Annotated in this window: 27 protein-coding genes; 8 read left to right on the top strand and 19 right to left on the bottom strand. The window is 41.5% G+C overall.

Features of this window, described 5'->3' with window-relative positions; all coding sequences use genetic code 11:
* Position 1 precedes the first annotated feature (1 nt).
* Positions 2-949: a lauroyl-Kdo(2)-lipid IV(A) myristoyltransferase gene (gene lpxM, locus CZ809_RS17295; RefSeq protein ID WP_080158789.1), complete on the bottom strand. Its 948-nt coding sequence runs from the start codon at positions 947-949 to the stop codon at positions 2-4.
* Between the two features lie 307 nt (positions 950-1256).
* Here lpxM and CZ809_RS17290 point away from each other — a divergent pair, with 307 nt between their 5' ends.
* The gene (locus tag CZ809_RS17290; protein WP_080158788.1) at positions 1257-1934 is read left to right on the top strand and encodes a TetR/AcrR family transcriptional regulator; all 678 of its coding nucleotides are present in this window, start codon (positions 1257-1259) and stop codon (positions 1932-1934) included.
* 48 nt (positions 1935-1982) lie between these two features.
* On the opposite strand, the gene envC is transcribed toward CZ809_RS17290, so the two are convergent.
* Complete coding sequence (envC, locus tag CZ809_RS17285) at positions 1983-3275, bottom strand: murein hydrolase activator EnvC (RefSeq protein WP_210434295.1); 1293 nt, start codon at positions 3273-3275, stop codon at positions 1983-1985.
* A 7-nt stretch (positions 3276-3282) separates the two neighbouring features.
* Positions 3283-4824 (bottom strand): 2,3-bisphosphoglycerate-independent phosphoglycerate mutase, encoded by a 1542-nt coding sequence (gene gpmM, locus CZ809_RS17280; protein WP_080158787.1) that lies wholly within the window; start codon positions 4822-4824, stop codon positions 3283-3285.
* 373 nt (positions 4825-5197) lie between these two features.
* Between gpmM and CZ809_RS17275 the strand changes: the two genes are divergently transcribed.
* The 4 genes from CZ809_RS17275 to cysE all read left to right on the top strand — a co-directional run bounded on the left by CZ809_RS17275 (position 5198) and on the right by cysE (position 8283).
* Positions 5198-5635, top strand: coding sequence for a rhodanese-like domain-containing protein (locus CZ809_RS17275; protein ID WP_080158786.1), 438 nt, complete (start codon positions 5198-5200; stop codon positions 5633-5635).
* A 130-nt stretch (positions 5636-5765) separates the two neighbouring features.
* Positions 5766-6236: a protein-export chaperone SecB gene (secB, locus tag CZ809_RS21040; RefSeq protein ID WP_060997786.1), complete on the top strand. Its 471-nt coding sequence runs from the start codon at positions 5766-5768 to the stop codon at positions 6234-6236.
* Positions 6237-6257: 21 nt separating this feature from the next.
* Positions 6258-7268, top strand: a complete 1011-nt coding sequence (gpsA, locus tag CZ809_RS17270; RefSeq protein WP_107276020.1) for an NAD(P)H-dependent glycerol-3-phosphate dehydrogenase — start codon at positions 6258-6260, stop codon at positions 7266-7268.
* Positions 7269-7467: 199 nt separating this feature from the next.
* Positions 7468-8283 carry a serine O-acetyltransferase gene (cysE, locus tag CZ809_RS17265; RefSeq protein ID WP_080158785.1) on the top strand — a complete coding sequence of 272 codons (816 nt, stop codon included), beginning with the start codon at positions 7468-7470 and terminating at the stop codon, positions 8281-8283.
* An 89-nt stretch (positions 8284-8372) separates the two neighbouring features.
* Here cysE and CZ809_RS17260 read toward each other — a convergent pair whose 3' ends face one another.
* The 3 genes from CZ809_RS17260 to CZ809_RS17250 all read right to left on the bottom strand — a co-directional run bounded on the left by CZ809_RS17260 (position 8373) and on the right by CZ809_RS17250 (position 10999).
* On the bottom strand, positions 8373-8837 hold the full coding sequence (locus tag CZ809_RS17260; protein WP_080158784.1) for a tRNA (cytidine(34)-2'-O)-methyltransferase: 465 nt from the start codon (positions 8835-8837) through the stop codon (positions 8373-8375).
* A 96-nt stretch (positions 8838-8933) separates the two neighbouring features.
* Complete coding sequence (gene cpxA, locus CZ809_RS17255) at positions 8934-10307, bottom strand: envelope stress sensor histidine kinase CpxA (protein WP_080158783.1); 1374 nt, start codon at positions 10305-10307, stop codon at positions 8934-8936.
* Entirely contained in the window at positions 10307-10999 is a 693-nt protein-coding gene (locus CZ809_RS17250) for a response regulator (protein ID WP_080158782.1), read from the bottom strand. The genes cpxA and CZ809_RS17250 overlap by 1 nt, the downstream gene beginning before the upstream one ends.
* A gap of 201 nt (positions 11000-11200) precedes the next feature.
* Between CZ809_RS17250 and CZ809_RS17245 the strand changes: the two genes are divergently transcribed.
* Positions 11201-11683, top strand: coding sequence for a CpxP family protein (locus tag CZ809_RS17245; RefSeq protein ID WP_080158781.1), 483 nt, complete (start codon positions 11201-11203; stop codon positions 11681-11683).
* Positions 11684-12190: 507 nt separating this feature from the next.
* Positions 12191-13153: a 6-phosphofructokinase gene (gene pfkA, locus CZ809_RS17240; RefSeq protein WP_080158780.1), complete on the top strand. Its 963-nt coding sequence runs from the start codon at positions 12191-12193 to the stop codon at positions 13151-13153.
* 148 nt (positions 13154-13301) lie between these two features.
* On the opposite strand, the gene tpiA is transcribed toward pfkA, so the two are convergent.
* From tpiA to CZ809_RS17205, 7 genes are all read right to left on the bottom strand, one after another.
* Positions 13302-14072, bottom strand: a complete 771-nt coding sequence (gene tpiA / locus CZ809_RS17235) for a triose-phosphate isomerase (protein WP_080158779.1) — start codon at positions 14070-14072, stop codon at positions 13302-13304.
* Between the two features lie 222 nt (positions 14073-14294).
* On the bottom strand, positions 14295-14591 hold the full coding sequence (locus CZ809_RS17230) for a DUF3135 domain-containing protein (protein WP_080158778.1): 297 nt from the start codon (positions 14589-14591) through the stop codon (positions 14295-14297).
* A gap of 125 nt (positions 14592-14716) precedes the next feature.
* Positions 14717-15460, bottom strand: a complete 744-nt coding sequence (locus CZ809_RS17225; RefSeq protein WP_080158777.1) for a ferredoxin--NADP reductase — start codon at positions 15458-15460, stop codon at positions 14717-14719.
* A gap of 13 nt (positions 15461-15473) precedes the next feature.
* Positions 15474-16091 carry a helix-turn-helix transcriptional regulator gene (locus tag CZ809_RS17220; RefSeq protein ID WP_080158776.1) on the bottom strand — a complete coding sequence of 206 codons (618 nt, stop codon included), beginning with the start codon at positions 16089-16091 and terminating at the stop codon, positions 15474-15476.
* Between the two features lie 217 nt (positions 16092-16308).
* Positions 16309-17316, bottom strand: a complete 1008-nt coding sequence (gene glpX, locus CZ809_RS17215) for a class II fructose-bisphosphatase (RefSeq protein ID WP_080158775.1) — start codon at positions 17314-17316, stop codon at positions 16309-16311.
* Positions 17317-17532: 216 nt separating this feature from the next.
* Complete coding sequence (gene glpK / locus CZ809_RS17210; protein ID WP_080158774.1) at positions 17533-19059, bottom strand: glycerol kinase GlpK; 1527 nt, start codon at positions 19057-19059, stop codon at positions 17533-17535.
* Between the two features lie 88 nt (positions 19060-19147).
* On the bottom strand, positions 19148-19999 hold the full coding sequence (locus tag CZ809_RS17205; RefSeq protein WP_080158773.1) for an MIP/aquaporin family protein: 852 nt from the start codon (positions 19997-19999) through the stop codon (positions 19148-19150).
* A gap of 595 nt (positions 20000-20594) precedes the next feature.
* Here CZ809_RS17205 and zapB point away from each other — a divergent pair.
* Positions 20595-20837, top strand: coding sequence for a cell division protein ZapB (gene zapB / locus CZ809_RS17200; protein WP_036789682.1), 243 nt, complete (start codon positions 20595-20597; stop codon positions 20835-20837).
* 104 nt (positions 20838-20941) lie between these two features.
* Here the strand turns inward: zapB and rraA are convergent, their stop codons facing one another.
* From rraA to cytR, 6 genes are all read right to left on the bottom strand, one after another.
* Complete coding sequence (rraA, locus tag CZ809_RS17195) at positions 20942-21427, bottom strand: ribonuclease E activity regulator RraA (protein WP_080158772.1); 486 nt, start codon at positions 21425-21427, stop codon at positions 20942-20944.
* 87 nt (positions 21428-21514) lie between these two features.
* On the bottom strand, positions 21515-22423 hold the full coding sequence (locus CZ809_RS17190) for a 1,4-dihydroxy-2-naphthoate polyprenyltransferase (protein WP_080158771.1): 909 nt from the start codon (positions 22421-22423) through the stop codon (positions 21515-21517).
* Positions 22424-22571: 148 nt separating this feature from the next.
* Positions 22572-23903, bottom strand: a complete 1332-nt coding sequence (gene hslU / locus CZ809_RS17185; RefSeq protein WP_080158770.1) for an ATP-dependent protease ATPase subunit HslU — start codon at positions 23901-23903, stop codon at positions 22572-22574.
* Positions 23904-23913: 10 nt separating this feature from the next.
* Entirely contained in the window at positions 23914-24441 is a 528-nt protein-coding gene (gene hslV, locus CZ809_RS17180) for an ATP-dependent protease subunit HslV (RefSeq protein WP_080158769.1), read from the bottom strand.
* 182 nt (positions 24442-24623) lie between these two features.
* A complete protein-coding gene (locus CZ809_RS17175) occupies positions 24624-25226 on the bottom strand; it encodes an SPOR domain-containing protein (protein WP_080158768.1) in 603 nt (200 codons plus the stop codon).
* 169 nt (positions 25227-25395) lie between these two features.
* A complete protein-coding gene (cytR, locus tag CZ809_RS17170; RefSeq protein WP_255418369.1) occupies positions 25396-26421 on the bottom strand; it encodes a DNA-binding transcriptional regulator CytR in 1026 nt (341 codons plus the stop codon).
* Positions 26422-26424 lie beyond the last annotated feature (3 nt).

Genomic DNA, 26424 nt, shown 5'->3' with positions numbered 1-26424 from the left:
CTCAATTATAAGGTTTTTCATTATTATTTGGACGCGTCTTCAACAAGCGTAAAATCCACATGTATTGTTCTGGGCGCTGATTAACATATTGTTCAATACATTGATTCATCATTCGCGCATCTTGTTCTTCTGTCTCTGCAGGGAAGGGCAGTGCAGGATAAAAGTCCAATTCATACATGCCAGTTTCACTGTTGTACATTGCAAATAACGGTACAATTTTAGCGCGGCTTAATTTTGATAAGCGACCAAGACCTGCCATTGTCGCTTTGGTGGTACCAAAGAAATCAACGAATACACTGTGCTCTGGACCTAAGTCTTCATCTGGTAAGTAGTAACCTAAATAACCTTCTCGAATGGACTTAATAAACGGCTTAATACCACCACTTCGCTCATAAACACGACCACCATATTGCACCCGTTGGCGATGCATAAGCCAATCAGAAACTGGGTTCTTTTGTTTTTTTGCCATTGCTGAAACGGGTAATCCGCGCGATGCTAACAGTACTGCTGGAATATCAATTGCCCAAGTATGCGGTACCAACAAAATGACACTTTGCTGCTGCTCTGTAAGGCTGGTGAGGTTTTCCATGCCACGAATAACGGTATGTTGTTCAAGCCATGCTTTATTACGCACTGATAGTGATGCGAATCCAGACAGAAAGCTGCCGGCAGTGATCAGGTTTTGCAATAAAATATGTTCGCGTTCAGCGTCTGATTTTTCAGGGAAACACATCTTTAGATTGACGCGCGCGCGATGGTTGGCGCCACTTTTTAGTTTGATAGCTTGTTTTGCAAAAACAGTCGCTAATGAACGTCGTGCACCATGAGGCAGTAAGCTCAATAGTGAAGCAATCATCACTGCGAGCCATGTTCCCCAATAACGCGGGTGCACAAAAGACCACTCAAACTGAGGGTTATATGCTTGCTTGTCGTAATGGTTTTTAGTCATATGAATTACATCTATCTCACGAAGTTATAGTGTTGGCGAATATCTGCCATCATGTATTTGAGTACTTATGTTTTCGTTATTATTACGGTCATCTTGTTTATATTCTACCTTTATTAAACAGGAGAGAAAATGACAACGTAGTTAACCATTATGTTGGTGTATCCGTAGTAATAAATCATTCACTTAATGAAGATGATCCCTCTTTATAGGATGAAATAAAGGCATGGTTTTTATAGCTTCACTAAGTGGATAAACACTAAATTATGATAACATTATATTCACTGCAAGGGCGAAGGATGATGATGAAATGAAAACCCGAGATCGAATTATTCATGCAGCATTAGCGTTGTTTAATGAGGATGGTGAACCTAGTGTGACCACTAATCATATTGCTGCTGATTTAGGGATCAGCCCCGGTAATTTGTATTATCATTTTCGTAATAAAGAGCAAATTATTCATTGTATATTTGACCAATATGCCATTGATTTAAAAGTGAGTTTTGAACCTGTTGCTGTGGTAGAGGCGATTGAGGCAAGCTTGTTACGTTATCTTGATGCGGTATTTTTATTGATGTGGCGTTACCGTTTCTTCTATGCCAATTTACCGGATATTTTACGTCGAGATGCTGTTCTTCAAGATAAATATTTGGCAGTGCAGACTCAGTTACAGGTTAATATTAGCCAGATAATGATTAATTTTCGTGATGCTGGTCTACTTGCACTTGCTGATATTGATCTAAAAGTATTAGCTGATACGCTAAAGTTGGTCGCTTCATCTTGGATCAGCTATCAAACCACTCAAGCACCAGGGGCTAAAATTACTCAAACAGTGATTTATCATGGTGTTCAACAAATGCTAAATATTGTACGACCACTAGCAACAGAGTTAGGTCAGCAGCGGGTTGCTTCCTTACAGCACTATTATTTAGAGCAAGAACAACAGTATTTAGAACAACAACAAAAGATCACTACCCGTGGTTTGTGATAAAAAAAGGTTGGCTCATGGCCAACCTTTTTAGTTTAAATGCTTAATCTAGCGCGTTAACCATGGTCGAGGATCGACGGGCGTGCCTTTACGGCGGATTTGGAAATATAATCCGGGTTGTTCTTGGCCACCACTGTCACCCACTAAGGCTATCGGTTCCCCAGCTTGCACTGAATCACCAATCTTTCTGAGTAGCGTTTGGTTATAACCATAGAAACTCATATCACCTTTACCGTGATCAATGGCAATCATTAAGCCATAACCACGCAGCCAATCGGCAAAGACGACTTTACCTGAGTATATCGCTTTGACTTGGCTACCAATCGGTTGACTGATGACCATCCCTTTCCAATGCAGTTCACGTTGTAATGGCGCGCCATAATTGTGAATGATGGGTCCGCGAAGGGGCCATTGCAGTTTACCTTTATAGCGTGCTAATCCATCCATTGGTACTTGCATTTTAGCGTAGCGTGCTTTGAGTTGTTTTGCTTGTGCTTCTGCAATCGCTCGTGCTTTTGCCTCTTTCGCTGCTGCAATACGGGCTTGAGCTTCGGCTTCAGCTTTTGCGCGTGCTGCGGCTTCAGCTTTTGCTCGAGCAATAGCTTCTGCTTTCGCTTTGGCAATTGCCTTGAGCATGTTTTGCTCATCCGCTCGTAAATCAGCGAGAGCCTCAGTACTGGTATGGATCTGTGATTTTATTTTATTTAGTGTTTGTTGACGCGATTGCTGTTGGCTATCAAGTTTTTGTTTTTGCTGGTTAAGTTCAGCTAGAGCTTGTTGGCGTTCAGCTTTTTGTTCTGCAAGGGTATGGATTTTAAGTTGTAATTCTGTTTTGGTCGCATCCAGTGCATCAATAGCGGATGCGCGTGCTTTGCTGACATACTCGGCATAGGTTGTCATACGGTCTAATTTTGCCGTATTTTCACCACTGAGCAGATTGGCTAGATCACTATTATTTCCTTGGCGGTATTGCGCATTGATTAGCGTTTTTAATACACCAATTTGTTGCAGTTGCTGTTGTTGTAGTTGCTGTTGTTGCTGTTCTAACTTGGCAATTGATTGGGTTATTGTTGTCAATTGGTCATTAGTTTGGTGGATTTTATTGGCAGTTTGAGCGATATCCAGTTCGTGTTGTTTAAGTTGTTTTTGTAATACAGCATAGTTTTGCTGTTTACTATCCAGCTGATTTTTTTGGCGTGATATTTCCTGTTTTACGCCATCAAGCTGTTTTTGACTGGATGCTGCACATGGGGCTGCAAATACCACGCATAGAAAAGCGCCAGTGCATAAAGCACTGGCGCGGATTTTTAGGTTGAGGTGTCTATTAATAATATCCCGCATGGGATAATTATTTCAGATTGTATAGCACCTGACCAGACATCTCTGCAGGGATTTCGATATCTGTTAGCGATAGCATAGTTGGTGCTAGATCAGATAGCTTACCGTTTGGCTTAAGATCAAGGTCTTTATTACCCACGTAAATTAATGGCACTGGTAAGTTAGTGTGTGCAGTATGGATACCACCGGTTTCAGGGTTAACCATCATTTCTGCGTTACCGTGATCGGCAGTAATTAATAACTGACCATCCATTTCTTTGATTGCAGCGACAACTTGACCAATACAGCTATCAAGTGCTTCACACGCTTTAACAGCAGCATCGTAAACGCCAGTGTGACCAACCATATCACCGTTAGGGTAGTTACAGATAATAACGTCAAATTCGCCGCTCTTAATTGCAGCCACTAATTTTTCAGTTAGCTCTGGTGAGCTCATTTCAGGTTGAAGATCGTAAGTTGCCACTTTTGGTGATGCAACGAGTGAACGAGATTCACCGTCAAATTCATCTTCTTTACCGCCATTAAAGAAGAAAGTTACGTGTGCGTATTTTTCTGTTTCAGAAATACGTAGCTGTTTTTTACCTTTCTTCGATAGCCACTCACCTAATGTGTTTTCTAGGCTTGCTGGTGCGAAAGCTGTGGTTAACTCAATGTCTGCAGCATATTGCGTTAGCATTACGAAATCAGCTAATTGAGGGAACTGAGCACGAGCAAAGCTAGTGAAGTTAGGCTCAAATGTGCGAGTGATTTCACGTGCACGGTCAGCACGGTAGTTCATGAAGATAACGCTATCGCCATCAGCCATGATTGCTGCTTCTTGGCCTTCAGTACGTAGTTCAGTTGCTTTAACGAACTCATCATTCTCGCCACGCTCATAAGCGGCAGCTAGACCTTCAGTTGCGTTAGTAAAGGTAAATTCACCTTTAGCAGCAGTTAGTAAGTTGTAAGCAACTTCAACGCGATCCCAGTTGTTATCACGATCCATTGCGTAGTAACGACCTACAAGAGAAGCGGTACGGCCTTTACCTAGTTTTGCAAATAGGGCATCGAAACGCTCTAGTGAGTGCTGCGCGCTACGTGGTGGTGTATCACGACCATCAAGGAATGCATGTAGGTAAATTTTCTCTGCACCACGGTTAGCAGCCATTTCAATTGCTGCTGCAATGTGGTCTTCGTGGCTGTGTACGCCACCTGGAGAAACAAGGCCTAGAATATGAACCGCTTTACCTGTATTTACTGCTTTATCAATAGCATTAACAAGCGCTTCATTTTCAAAGAATTCACCATCGCCAATGGCTTTAGTAATGCGAGTAAGATCTTGATATACCACACGGCCAGCACCAATATTGGTATGACCCACTTCAGAGTTACCCATTTGGCCTTCAGGTAGACCTACTTCTAGGCCTGACGCTGCGATAAGTGTATTGGGATTGTTCGCCATTAACGCATCCATTACGGGTGTGTTAGCGTTTGCAATCGCATTATTTGAGTTATCTTCGCGGTAGCCCCAGCCATCTAAAATAACAAGTGCAAGTGGTTTCTTCGCAGACATATCCTGTCCCTCTTCGAATTAAATAAAATACATCAATTACCTTAATAGGCTCAGTGTTCTAAATACCTTTTAAGGTAATTGATATAATAATTATCACGATTTTACTACAAAAGCACATCAAAGCAGTAGCAGTAGATGCAACTAAATCTTTGCTTGCTTGTTTGTACTCCCCGTCGAATATAGGCATTTATTCATTAAAGTGTAAGCTCTGGATCACAGTTTTTTCCTATTTCATTGATAGGTCATCAGTCAATAAGCTTTTATACTCAAGGTCGCTGTTACAAGATCAGCAACCTAGGTATACTCACAGTCATTTTTTTAAACCGTAATATCATGGCTTGCGATAGCGAACCATGACAACAGAGTAAAGTAAATGCATCAATATATTGAATTTTTAACAAGTAACCCTGTTTTATCATTGGCTTGGATTGGTATTGTTATCGCACTAATTAGCATGATGGTAAAAGAGAAAAATGCTAAATATAAAACAATTGGCATTAATGAAGCGACGGCATTAGTCAATAACGAAGAGGGCGTATTCCTTGATATTCGTAGCCGTGATGAGTTCCGTAAAGGTCATATTGTAGGTTCAGTTCACATTTTACCAAGTCAAATCCAACGTCAAAACACCCCAGAGCTTGAAAAACACAAAGCTGCCCCAATTATTGTTATATGTAAGACGGGTCAAGTAGCGCAAGAGACTGCAAACCAACTAAGTAAAGATGGTTTTACTAACGTTAACGTTTTAAAAGACGGTCTTATTGCTTGGAATGAAGCTAACTTACCGCTTGTTGCAAGCAAGAAAAAATAATTTTATTCGATGTGATTTTGCAGTGTTATGAATGTGAAATGACGATCTAAATTGATGCAGCCTGTGGAATGCACAGTTGCTAGTATAATTAATAACTCGTGGTAGCGAGTATTTATAAAGGACTCCAAAAATGGCTGAAGCAGCAAATACCGAAGCACAACAAAACTTCCAAATTCAACGCGTATTCCTAAAAGATGTGTCTTTTGAAGCGCCAAATTCACCAGACGTTTTCCAAAAAGAATGGAATCCTGATGTGAAATTGGATCTTGATACTCAAAGCCGTGAATTAGCTGAAGGTGTATATGAAGTGGTACTTCGTCTAACTGTAACGGTTAAGAACGAAGAAGAAAATGCATTCCTATGTGAAGTACAACAAGGTGGTATTTTCACTGTTGCTGGTATGGAAGCGCCACAACTAGCACATTGTCTAGGTGCGTTCTGCCCGAATATCCTATTCCCATATGCACGTGAAACAATCTCTAGCCTAGTGGTTAAAGGTACGTTCCCACAATTGAACCTAGCACCAGTAAACTTTGATGCTTTATTCATGAACTACTTAGAAAACCAAGCTGAAGCAAATACTGCTAATTCAGAAGCTTAATTTGTAAAAGTGACCAATATAATGAACGTTAATAATACGATTTCGATGGCAGTGTTAGGCGCTGGATCTTACGGGACAGCATTAGCAATTGCATTAGCCAGAAATGGTGCCAATGTCATTTTGTGGGGCCATGAGCCGCACCATATGGCGCAATTGGAAATCGATCGTGCCAATGAAGCGTTTCTTCCTGGGGTAAGCTTTCCTGAGTCGTTAATTTTAACGTCAGACTTGCAAGCAGCCATTCAAGGTAGTCGTGATGTGTTAGTTGTTGTACCAAGCCATGTTTTTGGTGGCGTATTAGCACAAATTAAACCTTTCTTGCGTCCAGATTCTCGTATCTGTTGGGCAACGAAGGGATTAGAACCTGATACAGGGCGTCTACTTAAAGATGTTGCAGTTGAGGTGTTGGGTGATCAAATACCACTTGCGGTATTGTCTGGACCAACTTTTGCGAAAGAGTTAGCTGCAGGTATGCCTACTGCGATTGCTGTTTCTTCACCTGATACTGATTTTGTGGCTGATTTACAACAAAAAATTCATTGTGATAAGACATTCCGTGTCTATAGCAACAGTGATTTTATTGGAATGCAGCTGGGTGGCGCAGTTAAAAATGTGATCGCGATTGGTGCAGGAATGTCTGATGGTATTGGCTTTGGTGCCAATGCCCGTACGGCGTTAATTACCCGTGGTTTAGCTGAAATGTGCCGTTTGGGAGCCGCGCTTGGTGCGCAACCAGAAACCTTTATGGGAATGGCAGGTTTGGGTGATTTAGTTTTGACATGTACTGATAATCAGTCCCGTAATCGCCGCTTTGGTTTAGCGCTCGGTCATGGCTGTAGTGTTGAACAAGCTCAGCAAGATATTGGTCAAGTAGTAGAAGGTTATCGTAATACCAAAGAAGTGTGGTTATTAGCACAACGCCATCAGGTTGAAATGCCAATTACCGAACAAATTTATCAAGTACTTTATCTTGGTAAAGACGCTCGAGAAGCAGCAAAAGATTTACTCGCACGTGAGAAAAAGTACGAATAAAGTTGCTTCTTCAGGGTGATAACTGATATCTATAAAATAACGCGAGCTTAGGCTCGCGTTATTTTTTATAACTGTACTAAAATACAATAACGTTCAGTATTTTTGATTGTGTAACGTATACCCTATTAAAGCGCCGATTAATTGATGATTAATGATGGCATTGGTTTGATTAATATAAAGAAGTGGAACCGAGGGACTCGTGAAGGAATGTCAGCAATATCAGTTATGGTTAGAGATCGAGCAAGAAGCACGACAACAAGCCGAACAAGAACCTATGCTTGCCAGTTTTTATCATGCCACAATTATTAAGCATGAAAATTTAGCGTCAGCATTGAGTTATATCTTAGCCAATAAACTGGCAACACCCTCGATGCCAGCAATGGCAGTACGTGAGGTAATAGAAGAAGCATTCGTTAGTGATAGTAATATTGTTGAAGCTGCCGCTTGTGATATTCGTGCGGTTGTAGAGCGTGATCCCGCCATTAATGCTTACTCTATTCCATTACTTTACCTTAAAGGTTGTCATGCTTTGCAGGGGTATCGCGTAGCCAATTGGCTATGGAAGCAAAACCGTAAAGCACTCGCGGTATATTTACAAAACCAAATATCCGTGGCTTGTCAGGTTGATGTTCACCCAGCAGCACAAATCGGTTGTGGCATTATGTTTGACCATGCGACTGGAATCGTGATCGGTGAAACTACGGTGATTGAAGATGAAGTATCGATTTTGCAAGATGTGACGTTAGGCGGTACTGGTAAAGAAAGTGGTGATCGTCACCCTAAAATTCGTCAAGGGGTAATGATCGGTGCCGGAGCTAAAGTACTGGGTAACATTGAAGTTGGTGCTGGGGCTAAAATTGGTGCATGCTCGGTGGTATTAGAACCAGTACCACCACATACGACGGTTGCTGGTGTGCCCGCAATTATTGTTGGTCGTCCTAAAACGGCAAAGCCTGCAACTGAGATGGATCAACAGTTTAATGGCAGTGATGACGTATTTAATCATATTGACTAAGTGATAATGATTAATTTATAAGTCATTAATATCATGAATAAAAAAGGCGATCGAATGATCGCCTTTTTGGTACTCATTGATTAAAAATGCTAAATAGAGCCATTAAAATCTAATTGACGCCATGCTTCAAACGCAATAATCGCGACAGCATTTGAAAGATTTAAGCTGCGGCTATCGGGTTGCATTGGAATACGAAGTCGTTGTTCCAATGGTAGGCTGGCAATAAATTCAGCGGGTAAGCCACGAGTTTCAGGACCAAAAAGTAACACATCACCTTCGCCAAATTTCGCATTAACATGGTAGTTAGTGGTTTTAGTCGTACAAGCAAAAATACGACGTCCCGCCATCGCTTCCATAAATGCATCAAAGTTTTTATGGCGGTAAACATGGGTTAGATCATGATAGTCTAAACCTGCCCGACGTAATTTCTTTTCTTCTAAATCAAATCCAAGTGGCTCAATTAAATGTAAGTTGGCACCACAATTAGCACTAAGGCGAATAATATTGCCAGTGTTGGGGGCGATTTCAGGTTCATATAACGCAATATCAAACATAGTTATTCAGCTTCATTTGGTGCAAAAAGAGGTCATATTGTGACAAGCGTAACGGCAACAAGCAATCATCTTTATACGTAAGGTTAACCTTGTGTCTTAACGGGCTAACGGTAGTGTCATACTGATCCGTAAACCGCCTAATGGACTTGATGTTGCTTTGATATTGCCACTATGCTGCCGTAATGCACTTTCTGTTATCGCTAATCCTAAGCCCGTTCCACCACTACTACGATCGCGGGCAGTTGAAACGCGATAAAAGGGCCTAAAAATATCATCAAGTTCATCATTAGGCACACCTTCACCATTATCATCAATGGTGATCAGTAATTGCTGTTGTTGAGGCGTAAAGGTAACTTCAATAACGTTATTGCCATATTTAATTGCATTACGAATAACGTTTTCTAAGGCACTGATTAATAAATTTGGGTTGCCTTTTAATGGCCAAGCTTGAAGTTGATTATAGGTTAATGTTTTATGGTGTTGTTCTGCTTCAAAGCGGGCATCTTCCAACATTTCATACCATAAGCTGTGACTGTCGATGATTTGTTGTTGTTGATGACTATTGACCTGCATACGAGATAGCTCTAATAGCTCACTGATCATTTTTTCTAATCGTTCTGCTTCAGTATCAATGCGGGATAGTTCGTTACTTTGACCTTGTTTGCGTTGTGCTAAAGCTGTCGCCATACGCAATCGCGTTAAGGGGGAGCGTAATTCATGTGAAATATCAGATAACAACCGTTGTTGACCGCTAATAATATTGTTAAGTGCATCAACCATTTGATTAAAACTGGCCCCCGCTTGTTTAAACTCTTGAGGCCCTTGTTCTAAGGTCGGATCCGCTTCAAATTCTCCGCGGGCTACCCGTTCAGCGGCTTGTTGTAAGCGTCGTGCTGGACGGGTGACAGCCCATGCCAGCCATAATAAAAAAGGCGTACTGACTAACATCGTAAATAATAATAATTTAAAGGGTTTATCCATTATTTGAACGAAGAAGGGCGGAGAGCCGCGCCATACCTGACCACGATACATATACAATGATTGTTGTTCAGTGGTGATCTCAAATGGACCCGCAATGAGCCAGCGTCCATAAAGTCGTTGTTGAGGTTTACTTGGATTATCGGCAATCGTAATAAAATTACGCAGCGCTTTAGTGTGTTTTTGTGGCGCAATAATATCGCCATCAATGGTTGTAAAATAAAGTTGACTACGATGGTTATCTCGGCGATGCGTCAGGGTTTTTATTCGTGTAATAAGGCTAGTATGACTTGATGGCGAGGGTGTATTTAAACGTTGATTGATTTGCTCTGCTTGAGATTGAAAACGCACTAATTGATGATCAGGTATCGTTTGTACTGAGCGTGGATCATATTGAAACATCAAGACGAGAGTGATGACGACCACTAATAATGTGGTCCAGAATATAGCGAAAATACGCCCATAAAGGTGAGTAAACCCGGGGATTTTCATTAGATAGCCTCAATTAATAAATAACCTTTACCACGCAAGGTTTTTATTAGCGGTTTGCCATCGCTACGCATGGGTAATTTTTTACGTAAATTTGAAACGTGCATATCTATTGCGCGATCAAATTGAGCAAAACGTTTTCCAAGTACTTCAAGGCTTAACTCTTCTTTTGCAATAATCTTACCTGGGTGTTGAACAAAATAGCTTAGAAGTGCGAATTCGGTACCCGTCATTTCAATCGGCTGTTGATTGTATAGTACTTCTTGTCGACCAGGATAAATGGTGAGATCTTGATAGATAAGGCATTCACTGTGATTGGCTTTTGTTTCGGTATTTGGTTGAGTACGTCTTAGCACCGCTCGCATACGTGCCAGTAATTCACGATCACTAAAGGGTTTCGGTAAATAATCATCAGCACCAAGTTCAAGTCCGAGTACGCGATCAATTTCATCACCTTTAGCGGTTAACATCATCACCGGAGTGGTGTGTTTTTCTCGTAAACGGCGTAACATTTCGGTGCCATTCATTTTTGGCATCATCACATCAAGTAAGATTAAATCAATACTGTTGTCGATTTTTGCTAGCCCTTCAAGACCATTATTCGCTTCTTCTACCTCAAACCCTTCTAGTTCAAGAATATCTTTAAGAAGTGCGGTTAGTTCTATATCGTCATCAACTAAGAGAATTTTTGCCATAATGGTGTCCTGAAATGCAAAGGTGGTTACTCAATCAAGTTGGCTTAGTATCGCTAATCTTTGCTGGTACGCCAAGTTAAGCTGCATTAGCTTTACGCTAGTTTACATTTGCTAGACAGCATTTTACTTTCCAGCCGTTATGATAACTACCAAGCCATATACGATGGCAATTTATTCAATGATAGTGCTGGAGAAACAACGATGAAAATATTTAATAAAACACTTGTTATCGCAATGGCATTGCCATTAGCACTGGGTTCTATGTCTGCATTTGCAGGTCAAGATCATCAAGATCACCAAGGCCGAATGATGAAAGGTCATCATGGTGGCAAAATTTTTAGTCAGTTAGATCTTACTGCTGCCCAACAACAAGAAATGAAAACGTTACGCCAAGCGAATCGTAGCGAGCATCAAGCACAGCGAGTAGAGAATCATAAAACGATGTTGGCTGAGCGTCAGCAATTAGATAAGTTGGTATTAGCGAGTAATTTTGATGAATCAGCAGTACGTGCCATTGCTGAAAAGATGTCACAGCAACAGGTTGAACGCCGTGTGGCAATGCTAGAACAACGTCATAAGATGCTTAATATTTTGACGCCAGAGCAGAAGCAGAAATATGCTGAACTACAGCAACAACGAGCTGAAAAGCATTTAATGCGATTAGAGGCTAAAAATAGTCACTAAACATCAATAGATAAGCGTTCGACGCCATCCATTAGCCATAGTCTTTACTGTGGCTTTTTTTGTTTTTGATATTAAGTTTATTATTCGGTGATTTTTTTAAGATCTTTACTCTGAAATGGCCTCAGAATAAAGCAGTGATTGTATTTTTATGGTAGGTTTCGTTATTAATTTTTATCATAAAACAGCTATACTGCGTGATATTAGCTATTGTCTACATTTCTACAACCATTAACGGTACCCGCGATTGTTAGTTATGATTGGTTTATTCAAAAAATTATTACAATAATCATGATGACGGATGATAAGTATCGATGACGGGGAAGTGATGTGCTAGCGTGATATGAATCAACAAAATATTCCATTTAAATTGTAATACTTCTACATAAGTAGGAAAATTTCAGTTTTCACGAACACAGTCTGATAAGTATTGATTGTGATATCGAGAAGGGGAACCTCGGTATGTCGTGTTGGATTTGATTTTTCAATTCCCAAAGTCAGAGGGTAACCATGATTAAGAAGATTGGTGTTTTGACCAGTGGTGGTGACGCACCTGGTATGAATGCAGCGGTTCGCGGCGTAGTTCGTGCAGCGTTGACAGAAGATCTAGAAGTTTACGGTATTTTTGATGGCTACCATGGCCTATACAATAACCGCATTGAAAAACTTGATCGTCAAAGTGTATCCGATGTAATTAACAAAGGCGGTACATTTTTAGGTTCAGCTCGTTTTCCTGAATTCCGTGAAGTGGAAATTCGTGAAAAAGCGATTGAGAATCTGAAATTGCACGGTATTGATGCATTGGTTGTTATCGGTGGCGACGGCTCATACATGGGTGCGAAGAAGCTAACTGAAATGGGTTACCCTTGTATTGGTATTCCAGGTACGATTGATAATGATGTTGCAGGTACTGATTATACTATCGGTTACATGACAGCAATGAACACTGTTATCGACGCTATTGACCGTCTACGTGATACGTCATCTTCTCATCAGCGTATTTCAATTGTTGAAGTAATGGGTCGCCATTGTGGTGATCTAACACTAATGTCTGCGATTGCTGGTGGTTGTGAGTACATCATTACCCCTGAAACTGGTCTTGATAAAGATCAACTGATTGCGCATATCAATCGAGGTATCGCGAAAGGCAAGAAACACGCAATTATCGCTATCACTGAATTAATGACAGATGTTAACGCACTGGCTAAATTCATTGAAGCTGAAACTGGCCGTGAGACTCGTGCAACAGTATTAGGCCATATTCAACGTGGTGGTCAGCCTGATGCATTTGACCGTGTATTAGCATCTCGTATGGGTGCATATGCGGTTGAGCTACTACAGCAAGGTGAAGGCGGTCGTTGCGTTGGTATTCAATGCGAAAAACTGGTTCACCATGACATTATCGATGCGATTGAAAATATGCGACGTCCAGTACGTAACGATTTATATGAGTTGGCTGAAAAGCTGTTCTAAAATTACGTTATAAAGATACTGAAATCATTAAGGTCGATATTTATATCGGCCTTTTTTTATCGGTTGATTTTTTTGATGCTGTACTTTATTTGCGATAATAAAAAGGCCACCCGTAGGTGGCCTTGATTTCATCAATCATTAAGAAAGATTATTTTTTTGCTTCAGCTGCTGCTTTAGCGATAGCTGCAAAGCTTTTCGCGTCAAGTGCTGCACCGCCAACTAGAGCACCATCGATGTCTGGTTGTGCGAAGTAAGCTGCAGCATTTTCAGGCTTAACAGAACCGCCGTATTGGATAACAACGTTCTTAGCAACTGCTTCAGATTTCTCTGCAATGTGAGCACGGATTGCTGCGTGAATGCGTTGTGCATCTTCAGCTGTAGCTGCTTTACCAGTACCGATAGCCCAGATTGGTTCGTAAGCGATGATAGCACCTTCAAGAGCTTCAACGCCTTGAGTGTTGATTACAGCGTCAATTTGACGTGCACAAACAGCCATTGTTTCGCCAGCTTCGTTTTGTGCGTCAGTTTCGCCGATACAAAGAACAGGTGTTAAACCATTTTCTTTTAGGAATGCGAATTTTTTAGCAACAAATTCGTCTGACTCGTGGTGGTATTCACGACGCTCAGAGTGACCGATGATGATATGAGTAGCACCAAATTCTTTCAGCATAGCTGGAGACATGTCGCCAGTGAATGCACCGCTGTTATGTAGGTCAGAGTTTTGAGCACCTAGGATGATTGCGCTGCCAGCGTCAGTCAGTGTACGCTCTGCAAGATCAATGAAAAGTGCTGGTGGAGCAACTGCAACGTCTACGCCTGTAACACCTTCAAGTTCAGCGTTAAGACCGTTTAGTAGAGCAACAACCATTTCTTTGCTGCCGTTTAGTTTCCAGTTACCCATAACTACAGGATGGCGCATAGTTTTTCTCCAAATTTAAATGACGTAATTAACTTAACTACGTAAAAATATACCAGTCGGAACTGAATTTTTACTGTTCAAAATCATTAATGTGCTTGGTTGTACCCTTTTCGAGACAAAAAGTGAACTACAAATAGAAAAATATTTCAATATATGCAGTTTTTTGTCGTTTTTTTGTAACGTATTGGCGGAATATGCTACCAAGGGTATCCAATGATTTTGTCATTTTAATGGCAGTATTTTTGCTTGTTGTGGTGGCGATTGTGATTGGAGTGCTTGATTGAAACGTTGTAATTGACGTTGTAATTCTTGCTGCAACAAAATATTGCGATGGAGTGGGTTTTTAGCGTGGTTAATGAGGCGATCGATATGGCTTTGTTGTGCCTGTAATCGAGGTTGCATACTTGGGTTGGCTTGGGCAATGGTTTGGTCAATTAACCGTTGGCGTAATAATGCAAACTGGTGGGGATCGGTGGTAGCCAGTTGTACCAGTTGGTCGAAGTCAGGCAGTGAGTGCATCCGCTATTCCTTGATTTAGGATCTATCATAATGATAGTTGCTAGCCGCGATGGTGTTCTTATTATGGTTGAGATTGAGCCTGACGCTTCAGGCTCAATGAGGTGCAATATAGGGTAGAATAAGGATTACCAGTAGTGTTCCATGGTAATTTGTCCTGGTTTACGACGCAGGTTTTTAGTTAACCCTTTCGCTTCAAGTACCGCTTTAGTATCACGTACCATTTGTGGATTACCACAGAGCATAACTTGGCTATTTTCAGGGGTCAGGTATAAACCTACGTGACGTTCTAATAATCCATCAGCAATCGCTTGTGGTATGCGCCCTGTCAAACATAATGGGGCCGGTTCGCGGCTAACAAATGGTTGCACAATAAGCTGATCACCATATTGTTGTTTGAGGGCACTGATTTCAGCTTGATAACTAAGATCGGCAGCATAACGTACCGCATGGATCACAATAATCTTACGGTATTTATGCCAAACCTCTTTTTGCCCTAAAATTGACAAATAAGGCCCAATTGCTGTTCCGGTTGCAAACAGCCATAAGTGCTGACCCGTCGGCACTTCATCGAGGGTAAAAAAGCCACTGGCCCGTGCTGATATTTGAACGGTATCGCCAGTTTGTAATGCATGCAAGCGTGGCGACAGCAAACCATCAGCAACGCGAGTGGCATAAATTTCAATGTCAGAATCTTGAGGTGGGTTTACAAACGAGTAGGCGCGTTGGATCAAATTATCACCGATCATTATGCCAAGTTTAGTAAATTGTCCCGCTTTAAACGGTTCAATGTTCGCGCGTAGCGATAAACTGAATAAATCTTGGTTCCAGTGACGGTTAGCAATAACTTGTGCAGGGATCCAATCAGCCATAGTGGCCTCCTCGTTATTTGGATGTTATTCGATAAGCACAGCGCCTTTGGCCTGTAATAATGTGTTCTTGACGTTGAATATGTGTCTGCTCGCCTAATAGTTGTTGGAAAATAGCCAGCTCAGAGTGGCAAAGTGATGGGCAGCGAGTTGCAGCAAGACAAATAGGGCAATGATTTTCAATTAATAAAAAGCCGTTTTCATCACTGGTAAGCTCAGCCATATAGCCATCATGTTGACGTAACTCTGTAAGTGCGACGAGTTTACTTTTTAAATCAGGGCAATCAGCAATGGCTGCTTGGTAATGAGTTAATGTTTGTTGTTCTCGTTTTTCAATGATGGCTTGTAGCCCTTGCTGACCAAATAAATCACTGACGGCTTCTAGGGTTTGTACGGCAAGTTCGCCATGATGATTACTAAATTGTTGGTGGCCTTGAGATGTAAGTTGCCAATGGCGCGTTGGGCGGCCGACTTTGACTTTTACATCATAAGCATCCACTAAGCCTTGTTCTTCCATCGATTGTAGATGTTGACGAATACCCATGGTGGTTAACTGAAATTTATCAGCTAATACTTTGGCTGTAACGGGACCATCATATTTGATGTGATAGAGGATTTTTTCAATAGTTTTCATAATCAGTCATCATTGTTGCTCTTGTTATATTATGGGATCAGCTTATTAAATAAAGCAATATCTTTACAATATAATAATGAGTTAAACGTAGGACTTCTTAGGTTTAAGAATGGCGTATTTATGATGTGAGTGATCTGAAAATAAGGTTAGGGTTAGGCAGGTAAGGTGCGCTAAGAGAGATAAAAAATGCACCGAAGTGCATTTTTCATTGATAACATTAAAGCGTATGTTGCTTAACTGCGTCATGTTGACGGTTTAAGTCATAGCGTGATTGTATACGGCGCATGGTGCCGCATTTGCCGCTAATCAATAGTGTTTCAGTGGTGGCGATATCACCTTGACGCTGAATACCTTCAACTAAATCACCTTTAGTAATCCCTGTACCAGCAAAGATCACATCATTACTGCGTGCCATGTCTTCAAGGCGTAGTAGTGTGTTTGGTTCAATGCCCATTTCTTCACAACGACGAATTTCCATTTCACCTAAACGGCGGTTTTCCTCAGTGTCGCCTTTTACTTGATGGCGAGGCAGTAAACGGCCTTGCATATCACCACCTAATGCGCGAATAGCAGCAGCTGAAACGACTCCTTCCGGTGCGCCACCAATGCAATACATCACATCAACATCACTTTCAGGCATACATGTAAGAATAGATGCTGCAACATCGCCATCAGGGAAAGCAAATACACGCACACCCATGGCATGCATTTCAGTGATAAGTTGATCGTGACGAGGCTTAGCAAGAATAGTAACAACCAGCTCACTCAGTGGTTTGTTCAGTGCTGTAGCAATAGCGGCAAAGTTGTCAGCTAAGGGTTTATCAAGATCGATAACACCTTTAGCTTGTGGGCCAACAACCAATTTTTCCATGTACATATCTGGTGCTTTTAACAGGCTACCTTTTTCACCTGCGGCAAGTACAGCGAGGGCATTATTTTGCCCCATTGCTGTCATACGCGTACCTTCGATAGGATCGACTGCAATATCAACAGCACAACCACCACAACCCACATGCTCTCCAATATAAAGCATTGGTGCTTCATCGATTTCACCTTCACCAATAACAATCTCGCCATTGATATTAGTGTGGTTAAGCAGGGTACGCATAACTTCAACTGCGGCATTGTCTGCTGCAATTTTATCGCCACGGCCTAACCATTTATGGCCGGCAAGGGCTGCGCCTTCGGTAACACGAGCAAATGCTATTGCTAAATCGCCTTTCATGATAACTCCAGATATAGAAATCGGTAGGTTCAAGGATATAAAAATTCTGCGTAAATTCTAGCATAATTGGCTTATCAACACGGTGGGAAATTAGATTGTCTAGGCAGTGGATTGATGATCTAACGCAACGGAATTAGGATTATGTAGTTGTAATAAAAATAAAAAAGGCCCGCTATAAATAAGCAGGCCTGATCTTAGAGGGTATTAAGGTGATATTTACGCGTCGTCATCCTCTTCTTCGTCAAACGCCCAACCTTTGGCACATTCAACCGCACGTTGCCAGCCACGGTAACGACGATTACGTTTTTTATCATCTTCACATGGGGTAAAACTTCGATCTAATTGTGATTTGTGTTGAAGCTCATCAATGCTATCCCAGAAGCCAATTGCCAGACCCGCCAAGTACGCCGCACCAAGTGCGGTGACTTCGGTAACTTTTGGACGATGTACTTCTGTTGCTAAAATATCTGCTTGGAATTGCATTAAGAAGTTATTGGCAACAGCGCCACCATCAACCCGTAAAATATCAAGTTTAATGCCTGAATCTGCCTGCATTGCATCAAGTACATCGCGAGTTTGGTAAGCAACACTTTCAAGGGTGGCACGAATAATATGATTAGAATTAACGCCACGAGTTAGTCCGACAATCGCACCTCGGGCATAGGGGTCCCAATATGGTGCACCTAAACCAGTAAATGCAGGTACAACATAGACGCCATTAGCACTGCCCACTTTTTCTGCAAAGTATTCTGAATCGTTAGCATCACTGAGTAGCTTAACTTCATCACGTAACCATTGAATGGAAGCGCCACCCATAAAGACTGCCCCTTCAAGGGCGTAAGCAACATCACCTTTAGGGCCACAAGCGAGAGTCGTTAATAGTCCATTATGTGAGGTGACTTTTTCTTTGCCGGTATTCATTAATAAGAAACAACCGGTGCCATAAGTATTTTTAGCTTGGCCTGCTGAAACACACATTTGACCAAATAATGCTGCTTGTTGATCGCCCGCAATACCTGCGATAGGAATACGGGTACCGCCTTTACCACCAATGTTGGTTTGGCCATAAACTTCAGATGAGGGTTTAACTTCAGGCATCATTGATAATGGAATATTTAGGGCTGAAAGTAACTTTTCATCCCATTGTAATGTGTTGATATTAAATAGCATGGTACGAGAGGCGTTGGTGTAATCAGTAACAAATACACGCCCTTGAGTCATTTTCCAGATCAACCAAGTGTCGACAGTACCAAATAATAATTCGCCCGCTTCAGCTTGTTCGCGTGCGCCTTCAACGTTATCTAGAATCCATTTAACCTTGGTGCCAGAGAAGTACGGATCAACCACTAAGCCTGTGGCTTCACGAATATAATCCGTTAAGCCTTGTTGTTTTAACTCTTCACACATATCGGCGGTACGGCGACATTGCCATACGATAGCGTTATAGACGGGTTTACCGGTTTTTTTATTCCATACAATGGTGGTTTCACGTTGGTTAGTAATACCGATTGCAGCGACTTGATCGCTACGAATACCCGCTTTAGCTAATGCCTCCACCATAGTTGAACTTTGGGTCGCATAAATTTCAAGAGGATCATGTTCAACCCAACCAGCTTTAGGATAAATTTGAGTGAATTCGCGTTGTGACGAACAAACGATATTGGCATTGTGATCGAGCACAACGGCTCGAGAACTGGTTGTTCCTTGATCTAACGCCACAATATATTTTCGTTCAGTAGTCATGATGAGTTCCTCGTTATCTTTATTATATAGAGTCAGTTTTAATTGAGAGGCGAGGTAATGCCTCTTTATGGTGTTGATGGATTAAATTTTATGCTTCAACTGCAGGTGTATCAGTATTGCCTTCACATTTATTCGGTAGGGTACATTTGTTGCCTGGTAGATAAATCCCAATCAGTTTAGGGTAGGCCCAGCCACCAAAAAGTGCACCACAAATTGGCGCCAGGATAGGGACGATAAAGTAAGGAATATCTTTAGCACCAGTGAGTGCCACCGTGTCCCAACCGGCAAAGAAGGTTAGTAGTTTTGGGCCGAAATCACGGGCGGGGTTCATTGCAAAACCGGTAAGTGGACCTAAAGAACCGCCAATAACAGCAATTAATAAGCCAATAAGCAGTGGTCCCATAGCACCACGTGGTGCTCCATTTTTATCATCACCAATAGCTAAAATGGCAAACATTAATACTGCGGTAATAGTAAATTCAACGGCAAATGCGCCACCAAAACTTAATGATGGGTGAGGGAATGTTGAAAAAATAGAGGCGGTATCAAGGCTAGCAACTGTTCCTCGAACAATATTATGGCTGGCTTCATAGTCAGTAAATAAGTTGCTGTATAGCCCATAAACTAAGGCGGCAGCGGCAAAAGCCCCTAATATCTGCGCCATAATATAAGGCAGGACTTTTCGTTTATTGAAGCCATGAAAACTGGCTAACGCAATAGTTACCGCTGGGTTTAAATGGGCGCCAGAAACCCCCGCCGTGACATAAATGGCAATGGCAACGCCAAGTCCCCACATAATACTGACTTCCCATTGACCAAAATCTGCACCGGTTAATTTCAGGGCAGCGACACAGCCAACGCCAAAAAATATCAGTAATCCAGTACCAATAAATTCCGCAAAACATTCTCCGACGAGCGCATTAGGTTTGGAACTTGTCATATTGTCAGTCCTTTTGATGGGTAATGTAGGGTATTGCGTTATCCTTCATGCGCTGTAATTTACAATAGTTACTTTTTTTTAAAATAATAACGGCTCAAAAATGTGCGTTCGAGCGTAAATTGTTTTCCAAAGTGAGCGTTTGGTGGCTTTTTATTGTCGGGTTGATGGCTTGAGATCATTGATAGTGATATTAGGCAGATGTAGTAATCATCGTTATTCACGATAACTGCGGCATATAAAATCGCAGGAGTAAATTATCATGGTAATGTGGAACAGAATTTGAGAAAGTTCATAGATACCACATTATTGATAGCGGAATGTGAAACGAGGCATTAAAGATATAAGGTAATAGAAATATGCTGAGGTCGTTGAATTTAGCTGTTTTTAGCGCCTAAATAAGGCTGATATTGGCTGACTTTGCAATAATTACATCAGACTTGTATGAATTTCATTCATTTGCACGAATGTGATGGAAATGTAGATGTCAGCAAGCCAATGCCTCGTTAGAATAGCGATATAAATATATATAACCCTGTCCGTAGAGATTACCTTGAATTGTTAAGGTAAATATATGGGCATAGATCAGGTGAACAATATGTCTCTAGAAATGTTGGAAAAATTGGAAGCCAAAGTTCAAATGGCTGTGGATTCAATTTCTTTACTACAAATGGAAATTGATGAACTAAAAGAAAAAAATGATAGCCTAGCTATGGAAGCACAAGAACTACGTTCTGGTCGTGAGAGTCTTGTTCAAGATAACGAAAAGCTACGTGGCGAGCATAACGTATGGCAAGATCGCGTACGTACGTTGCTAGGTAAAATGGATAGCGTAGAATAATCGCGTATTTATTTTAATACGATTATCGGCTCGGTATAGCTCCCTTAATGAGCAATATACCGAGCCGATTTTTTATGTCTGGTCACTGTCTTGTGAGGGACTGATTAGTCTATGTCTAACGCTTCGGGTGATAAAATAACCCCAGTATTGTCTGCATAAATATAATCTTCAGGTAAGAAAGTAACCCCACCAAAATTCACCGCAACATCAACTTCACCAATGGCTTGCTGATCAGCACCGACCGGAATTGCTGCTAGTGCCTGAATGCCTAGATCGAGTCTATCCAGTTCATCAACATGGCGCACGCTGCCATAAATAATTAATCCTTCCCATTGGTTTTCAACCGCCAATTGAGCGAGATCGATATCAATTAAAGCACGCCGTAATGAGCCACCACCATCGATTAACAATACCCGTCCAGAGCCTGGTAGAGATAAGGTGTCATGAATAACCCCATTATCTTCAAAGCATTTAATGGTCGTGACTTGACCACCAAATGAACTACGGCCACCGTAAGAGCTGAACATTGGTTCAACCACATCAACTTGATCGAGATAGATATCACAAAGCTCAGAGGTATTATATTCCATGGGCAGGCTTCTTATTGGTAGCTGAAAACAAAAATGGTTTGTTTAAATTATAACCAGTTGATATCGCATTGCAATTTGTATCAGTGATTAAGCTAATACCATACCAATTGCAAATAATAGGTTGGTGATTAACGCACACTTCACCATGGTTGCCATCATTGGTCGCAAAGCGGCACCATTGGTTGAGCGGTACACTTGTCGACCATGATTAATCAATAATGGTAGGCTTAAAATAAATAGCCATCCAAAAAGAGATTTTACTTCTAATAGGGCAAATAAGCTGAAAAATATCACACTAGTAGAGAGTAATACGAGGTGATATTTACGGCCCCATTGCGGCCCCATACGCACGACTAAAGTTTGTTTACCACACGCTTTATCATTATCAATATCACGTAGGTTATTGATATTTAGTACACCAACCGCCAATAAACCACATGCCGTTGCCGGTAACATGATCAATGAATCAATTTGTCCCGTTTGAAGGTAATACGTACCTGCAACACCTAGCCAACCAAAAAATATCAGTACAGATAGATCGCCAAGGCCTCGATAACCATAAGGCTTATTACCGACGGTATAGGCAATTGATGCTGCTATCGCCAGCAAACCAAGGATTAAAAAACCGACAATATCGTGCGGGTTCTTACAAGCAATTAAAATTAAGGTTAAGCCACTGATTGCGGTAAGAACAATATTAATAATCATCGCCTTACGCATTGTTGCTGCGGTGACTAAGCCTGATTGCATTGCCCGTTGTGGACCTAAACGGTCATCATTATCTGTGCCTTTAACGGCGTCGCCATAATCATTAGCAAGGTTAGATAGAATTTGTAATAACAAGGCAGTTAATAGCGCAAGAGCTGCAATACTTGCAGAAAAATTGTCGTGCCATTTTGCTACTGCGCTACCGCAGACAATAGAGGCGATGGCAAGGGGTAAGGTTTTTGGTCTTGCGGCATCTAACCAAATTGTCAGTGAAGAGGGTGAGTTCATAAATTAGATACTTAAAGTGAATACTGAAAAGGTATTATGGCGTAAATTTGGTCAGGCGCAAATTTATCCCATCAATGTTTGTTAAAGAACAAAAAAAACGGTGCGATAAAACGCACCGTTTATAAGGTTAATCGTCAGTCTAATTCGATTATAAAATGAAGCGACTTAAATCTTCATCTGCAACGAATTCGCCTAAACGTGCTTGTACATACGCGTTATCGATAAGGAATTTCTCGCCAGATTTTTCACTCGCATCATAAGAAATTTCTTCCATTAGACGTTCCATAACTGTATGTAAACGACGTGCACCAATATTTTCTGTGCGCTCATTTACCTGCCATGCAGCTTCCGCTAAGCTTTCAATACCATCAGCCGTAAATTCGATATCGACTGATTCCGTTGCCATTAACGCCACGTATTGTTGTGTTAACGATGCTTTTGGCTCAGTAAGAATACGTTTAAAGTCATGGCTGCTCAGTGCATCCAATTCAACACGGATCGGTAAACGACCCTGTAGTTCTGGAATTAAATCTGATGGCTTAGCAACTTGGAATGCACCTGATGCTACAAACAGAATATGGTCTGTTTTAACCATGCCATGCTTCGTTGATACCGTACTGCCTTCAACTAATGGTAACAAATCACGTTGTACACCTTCACGAGAAACGTCAGGGCCGGATGATTCGCCACGCTTACAAATCTTATCTATTTCATCAATAAAGACGATACCGTTGTTTTCAACAGCGAAAATCGCTTGTTCTTTTAATTCTTCTTGGTTTACCAGTTTAGCGGCTTCTTCTTCTGTTGCCGCTTTTAACGCATCTTTGATTTTCATTTTGCGTTTTTTACTGGTGTTACCAGCAAGATTTTGGAACATGCCTTGTAACTGGTTGGTCATTTCTTCCATGCCAGGAGGCGCCATGATTTCAACACCCATTTGTGGGGCTGCAATATCAATCTCGATTTCTTTATCATCAAGTTTACCTTCACGTAATTTTTTACGGAAAGATTGACGCGTTGTTGATTCTGTTGCGACTTCTTCGTTTTGTCCCCAAGCATCGCGTGCTGGTGGCAATAACACATCAAGAATACGTTCTTCTGCTAATTCTTCAGCATGTACACGGACTTTTTCAGTCGCTTGTTGATGTACCATTTTTACAGCGACATCAGTTAGATCACGAATAATCGTTTCAACTTCTTTGCCGACATAACCCACTTCAGTAAATTTAGTTGCTTCAACTTTAATGAATGGTGCATTTGCCAATTTCGCTAATCGACGAGCAATTTCTGTTTTACCAACGCCGGTTGGACCAATCATTAAAATATTTTTAGGGGTTACCTCTACACGCAGCTCTTCAGGAAGCTGCATACGACGCCAGCGGTTACGCAGTGCAATCGCAACCGCTCGCTTGGCTTTGTCTTGACCGATAATATGACGATCAAGCTCATGAACGATTTCGCGAGGAGTCATTTCAGACATTGCAACTTCCTTACTTAGTTTCTAGTTCTTCAATAGTGTGATTGTGGTTAGTAAACACACAAATATCACCCGCAATATTTAGCGCTTTTTCAGCAATTTCACGGGCGCTAAGATCTGTATTTTCCAATAATGCAATAGCGGCAGCTTGAGCGAAATTACCACCCGAACCAATCGCCACTAAATCATGCTCAGGCTGTACGACATCACCATTACCTGTAATGATTAATGAGCCGGTTTCATCAGCAACAACTAATAAAGCTTCAAGCTTACGTAGGGCACGATCGGTACGCCAATCTTTGGCTAACTCAACAGCTGATTTCAATAGATGGCCTTGGTGCATTTCTAATTTACGTTCGAAACGTTCAAATAAAGTAAAGGCATCCGCGGTGCCGCCAGCGAAACCGGCAAGTACTTTATTATTATAGAGACGACGAACTTTGCGAGCGTTGCCTTTCATTACCGTATTGCCAAGTGAGACTTGGCCGTCACCAGCAATTACGACTTTGTCGTTACGACGAACAGATACAATAGTTGTCACGTTAAACCCTCTTTGATTCAGCTCCGACGTTAGCCGGGATCATTAATGCTATTAGATCTGGGGATAGAGAGGCAGGTTTTCAAGGTGTATATAACAATTGCTGGGCGTGGTGATGTTAAGTTTTAGAGAATAAAAAAGGATGCCATGATGGCATCCTTTATTGTTATTCATACTAATGATGATTATTCCCAGAACCAAATTGCACAAGGGCTAATACCATGTTGTTGTAATTTATTCTGATCATTCATTGCTAAGCGTTTATTTTTGTAAGGACCAAGTACAACACGGTACCAAGTACCTTTATTGTTGGTTGATACTTTTATTTGACTATTTAAGCCCTGAAACGCAATCATCGCCTTACGCTCATCTGCTTGAGATTGGCTGTGATAAGCACCGCATTGTAATAAATAAGGTTTAGCTGGCTTCTCTTTTACAATGACTTTTTTCTGGGTTAATTCAGGAACAATGACTTTTTTATTTTCCAATTCTTGAATATAACGCCATTTTTCTTCTGGTTTTGGCGGTAAGGCATTGGTATTAACTTTTGCAGGTTGCTGCGGTTTGATAACAATAGCCGCAGGAATCGCTGGTTTCTGTTCAGGAACATCAGTACCAGAAAGGAAAAATAAACTCGTAATCAGCCCACACACTAAAATAACAGCGAAAGCTGCCCACTTGGTTGGAAAACCAGTTGTCGGCACTTTTTTGCCTTTAGGGTTAGCTTTTGCTTTTGGTGACGCTGGTTTCGCAGAGCGCCCACGTTTTACATAATCTTTAGTAGCCACGATATCGACAAATTAGTTTGGGTAGATAGATAGGACGCTATGTTACAAAGTTGGATTGATCCTGACCAGTTATTATCGCTGTTTCGTTGATAATTAACCCCATATTGTAACAAAGATGCCAGATTTTATGATCTCTGTGCAGTAACGTGTCAAATATGGGGGCGATCAATTAACGACTAGGTGGCGCTGCACTTTCACGAATAACCAGTTTGGCGTCTAATAATCGCGACCCTGCCTGAACATCTTTACCTTTGAGTAATTCTAGCAACATTAACATTGCTTGACGGCCAATTTCATACCGTGGTTGTGAGACCGTCGTTAATGGTGGATCACAATATTCTGCAAATTGAATATCATCAAAACCAACAATAGAAATATCATGTGGTACGCGTAAACCTAATCGTTTCGCCTGTTGCATGGCACCAATAGCCATGACATCAGAGTGGCAAAATAATGCTGTTGGTGGTTCGGGTAAAGCAAGTAATGCTGTGATTGCACGAGCACCTGCAGCAAAACTAAAATCACCTTTAATGGTGTAAGCCGGGTTTAGAGTGATGCCCCCACGACGAAGAGCTTGCTGATAACCTTGCTGACGAAATTGTGATAAAGCGGCTTTATCAGGTCCGGTGATTTGAGCAATGCGCTTATGGCCCATTTGCGTCAAGTAATTCACCGCATCAAAGGCAGCGGTTAAGTTATCAATGTGCACTGTTGGTAATTCAAGTTCCGGCGCATATTCACATGCCATGACTAATGGCGGCAGATTTTTTTGTTCAGGTTTACTGACGTCAAACGGTAAATTATTACCTAATAGCAACATACCATCAGCTTGTTTAGTAAAGACTAAATTAGCGAATGAATTTTCACGACGTTGTTGCTGACCACTGTCACCGAGCAACACTAAATAACCATTTTCCATTGCCGCTTCTTCAATACCACGAATGATTTCTGTGAAGTAGGGATCACAGATGTCGGGAACAATGGTAACGATAGTTTTCGATTCATTGCGGCGTAAATTGCGTGCTAGTGAGTTTGGTGAATATCCAGCTTCCATTACGGCTTGCTCGACCTTTTTCCTGGTTGAGGCCGATACTTTTTCCGGGTTCATGAGCGCGCGTGAAACTGTCGCGGTTGATACCCCGGCTAGCTGGGCAACGTCCTTCATTGTCGCCATAGTGCTTTCCTCTTGTGCTATATC

The organism is Photobacterium piscicola, from assembly GCF_900166965.1.
Lineage (GTDB): Bacteria > Pseudomonadota > Gammaproteobacteria > Enterobacterales > Vibrionaceae > Photobacterium > Photobacterium piscicola.
Note: the sequence above shows the minus strand (reverse complement) of the source record. Positions and strands in the feature narration are given on the sequence as shown.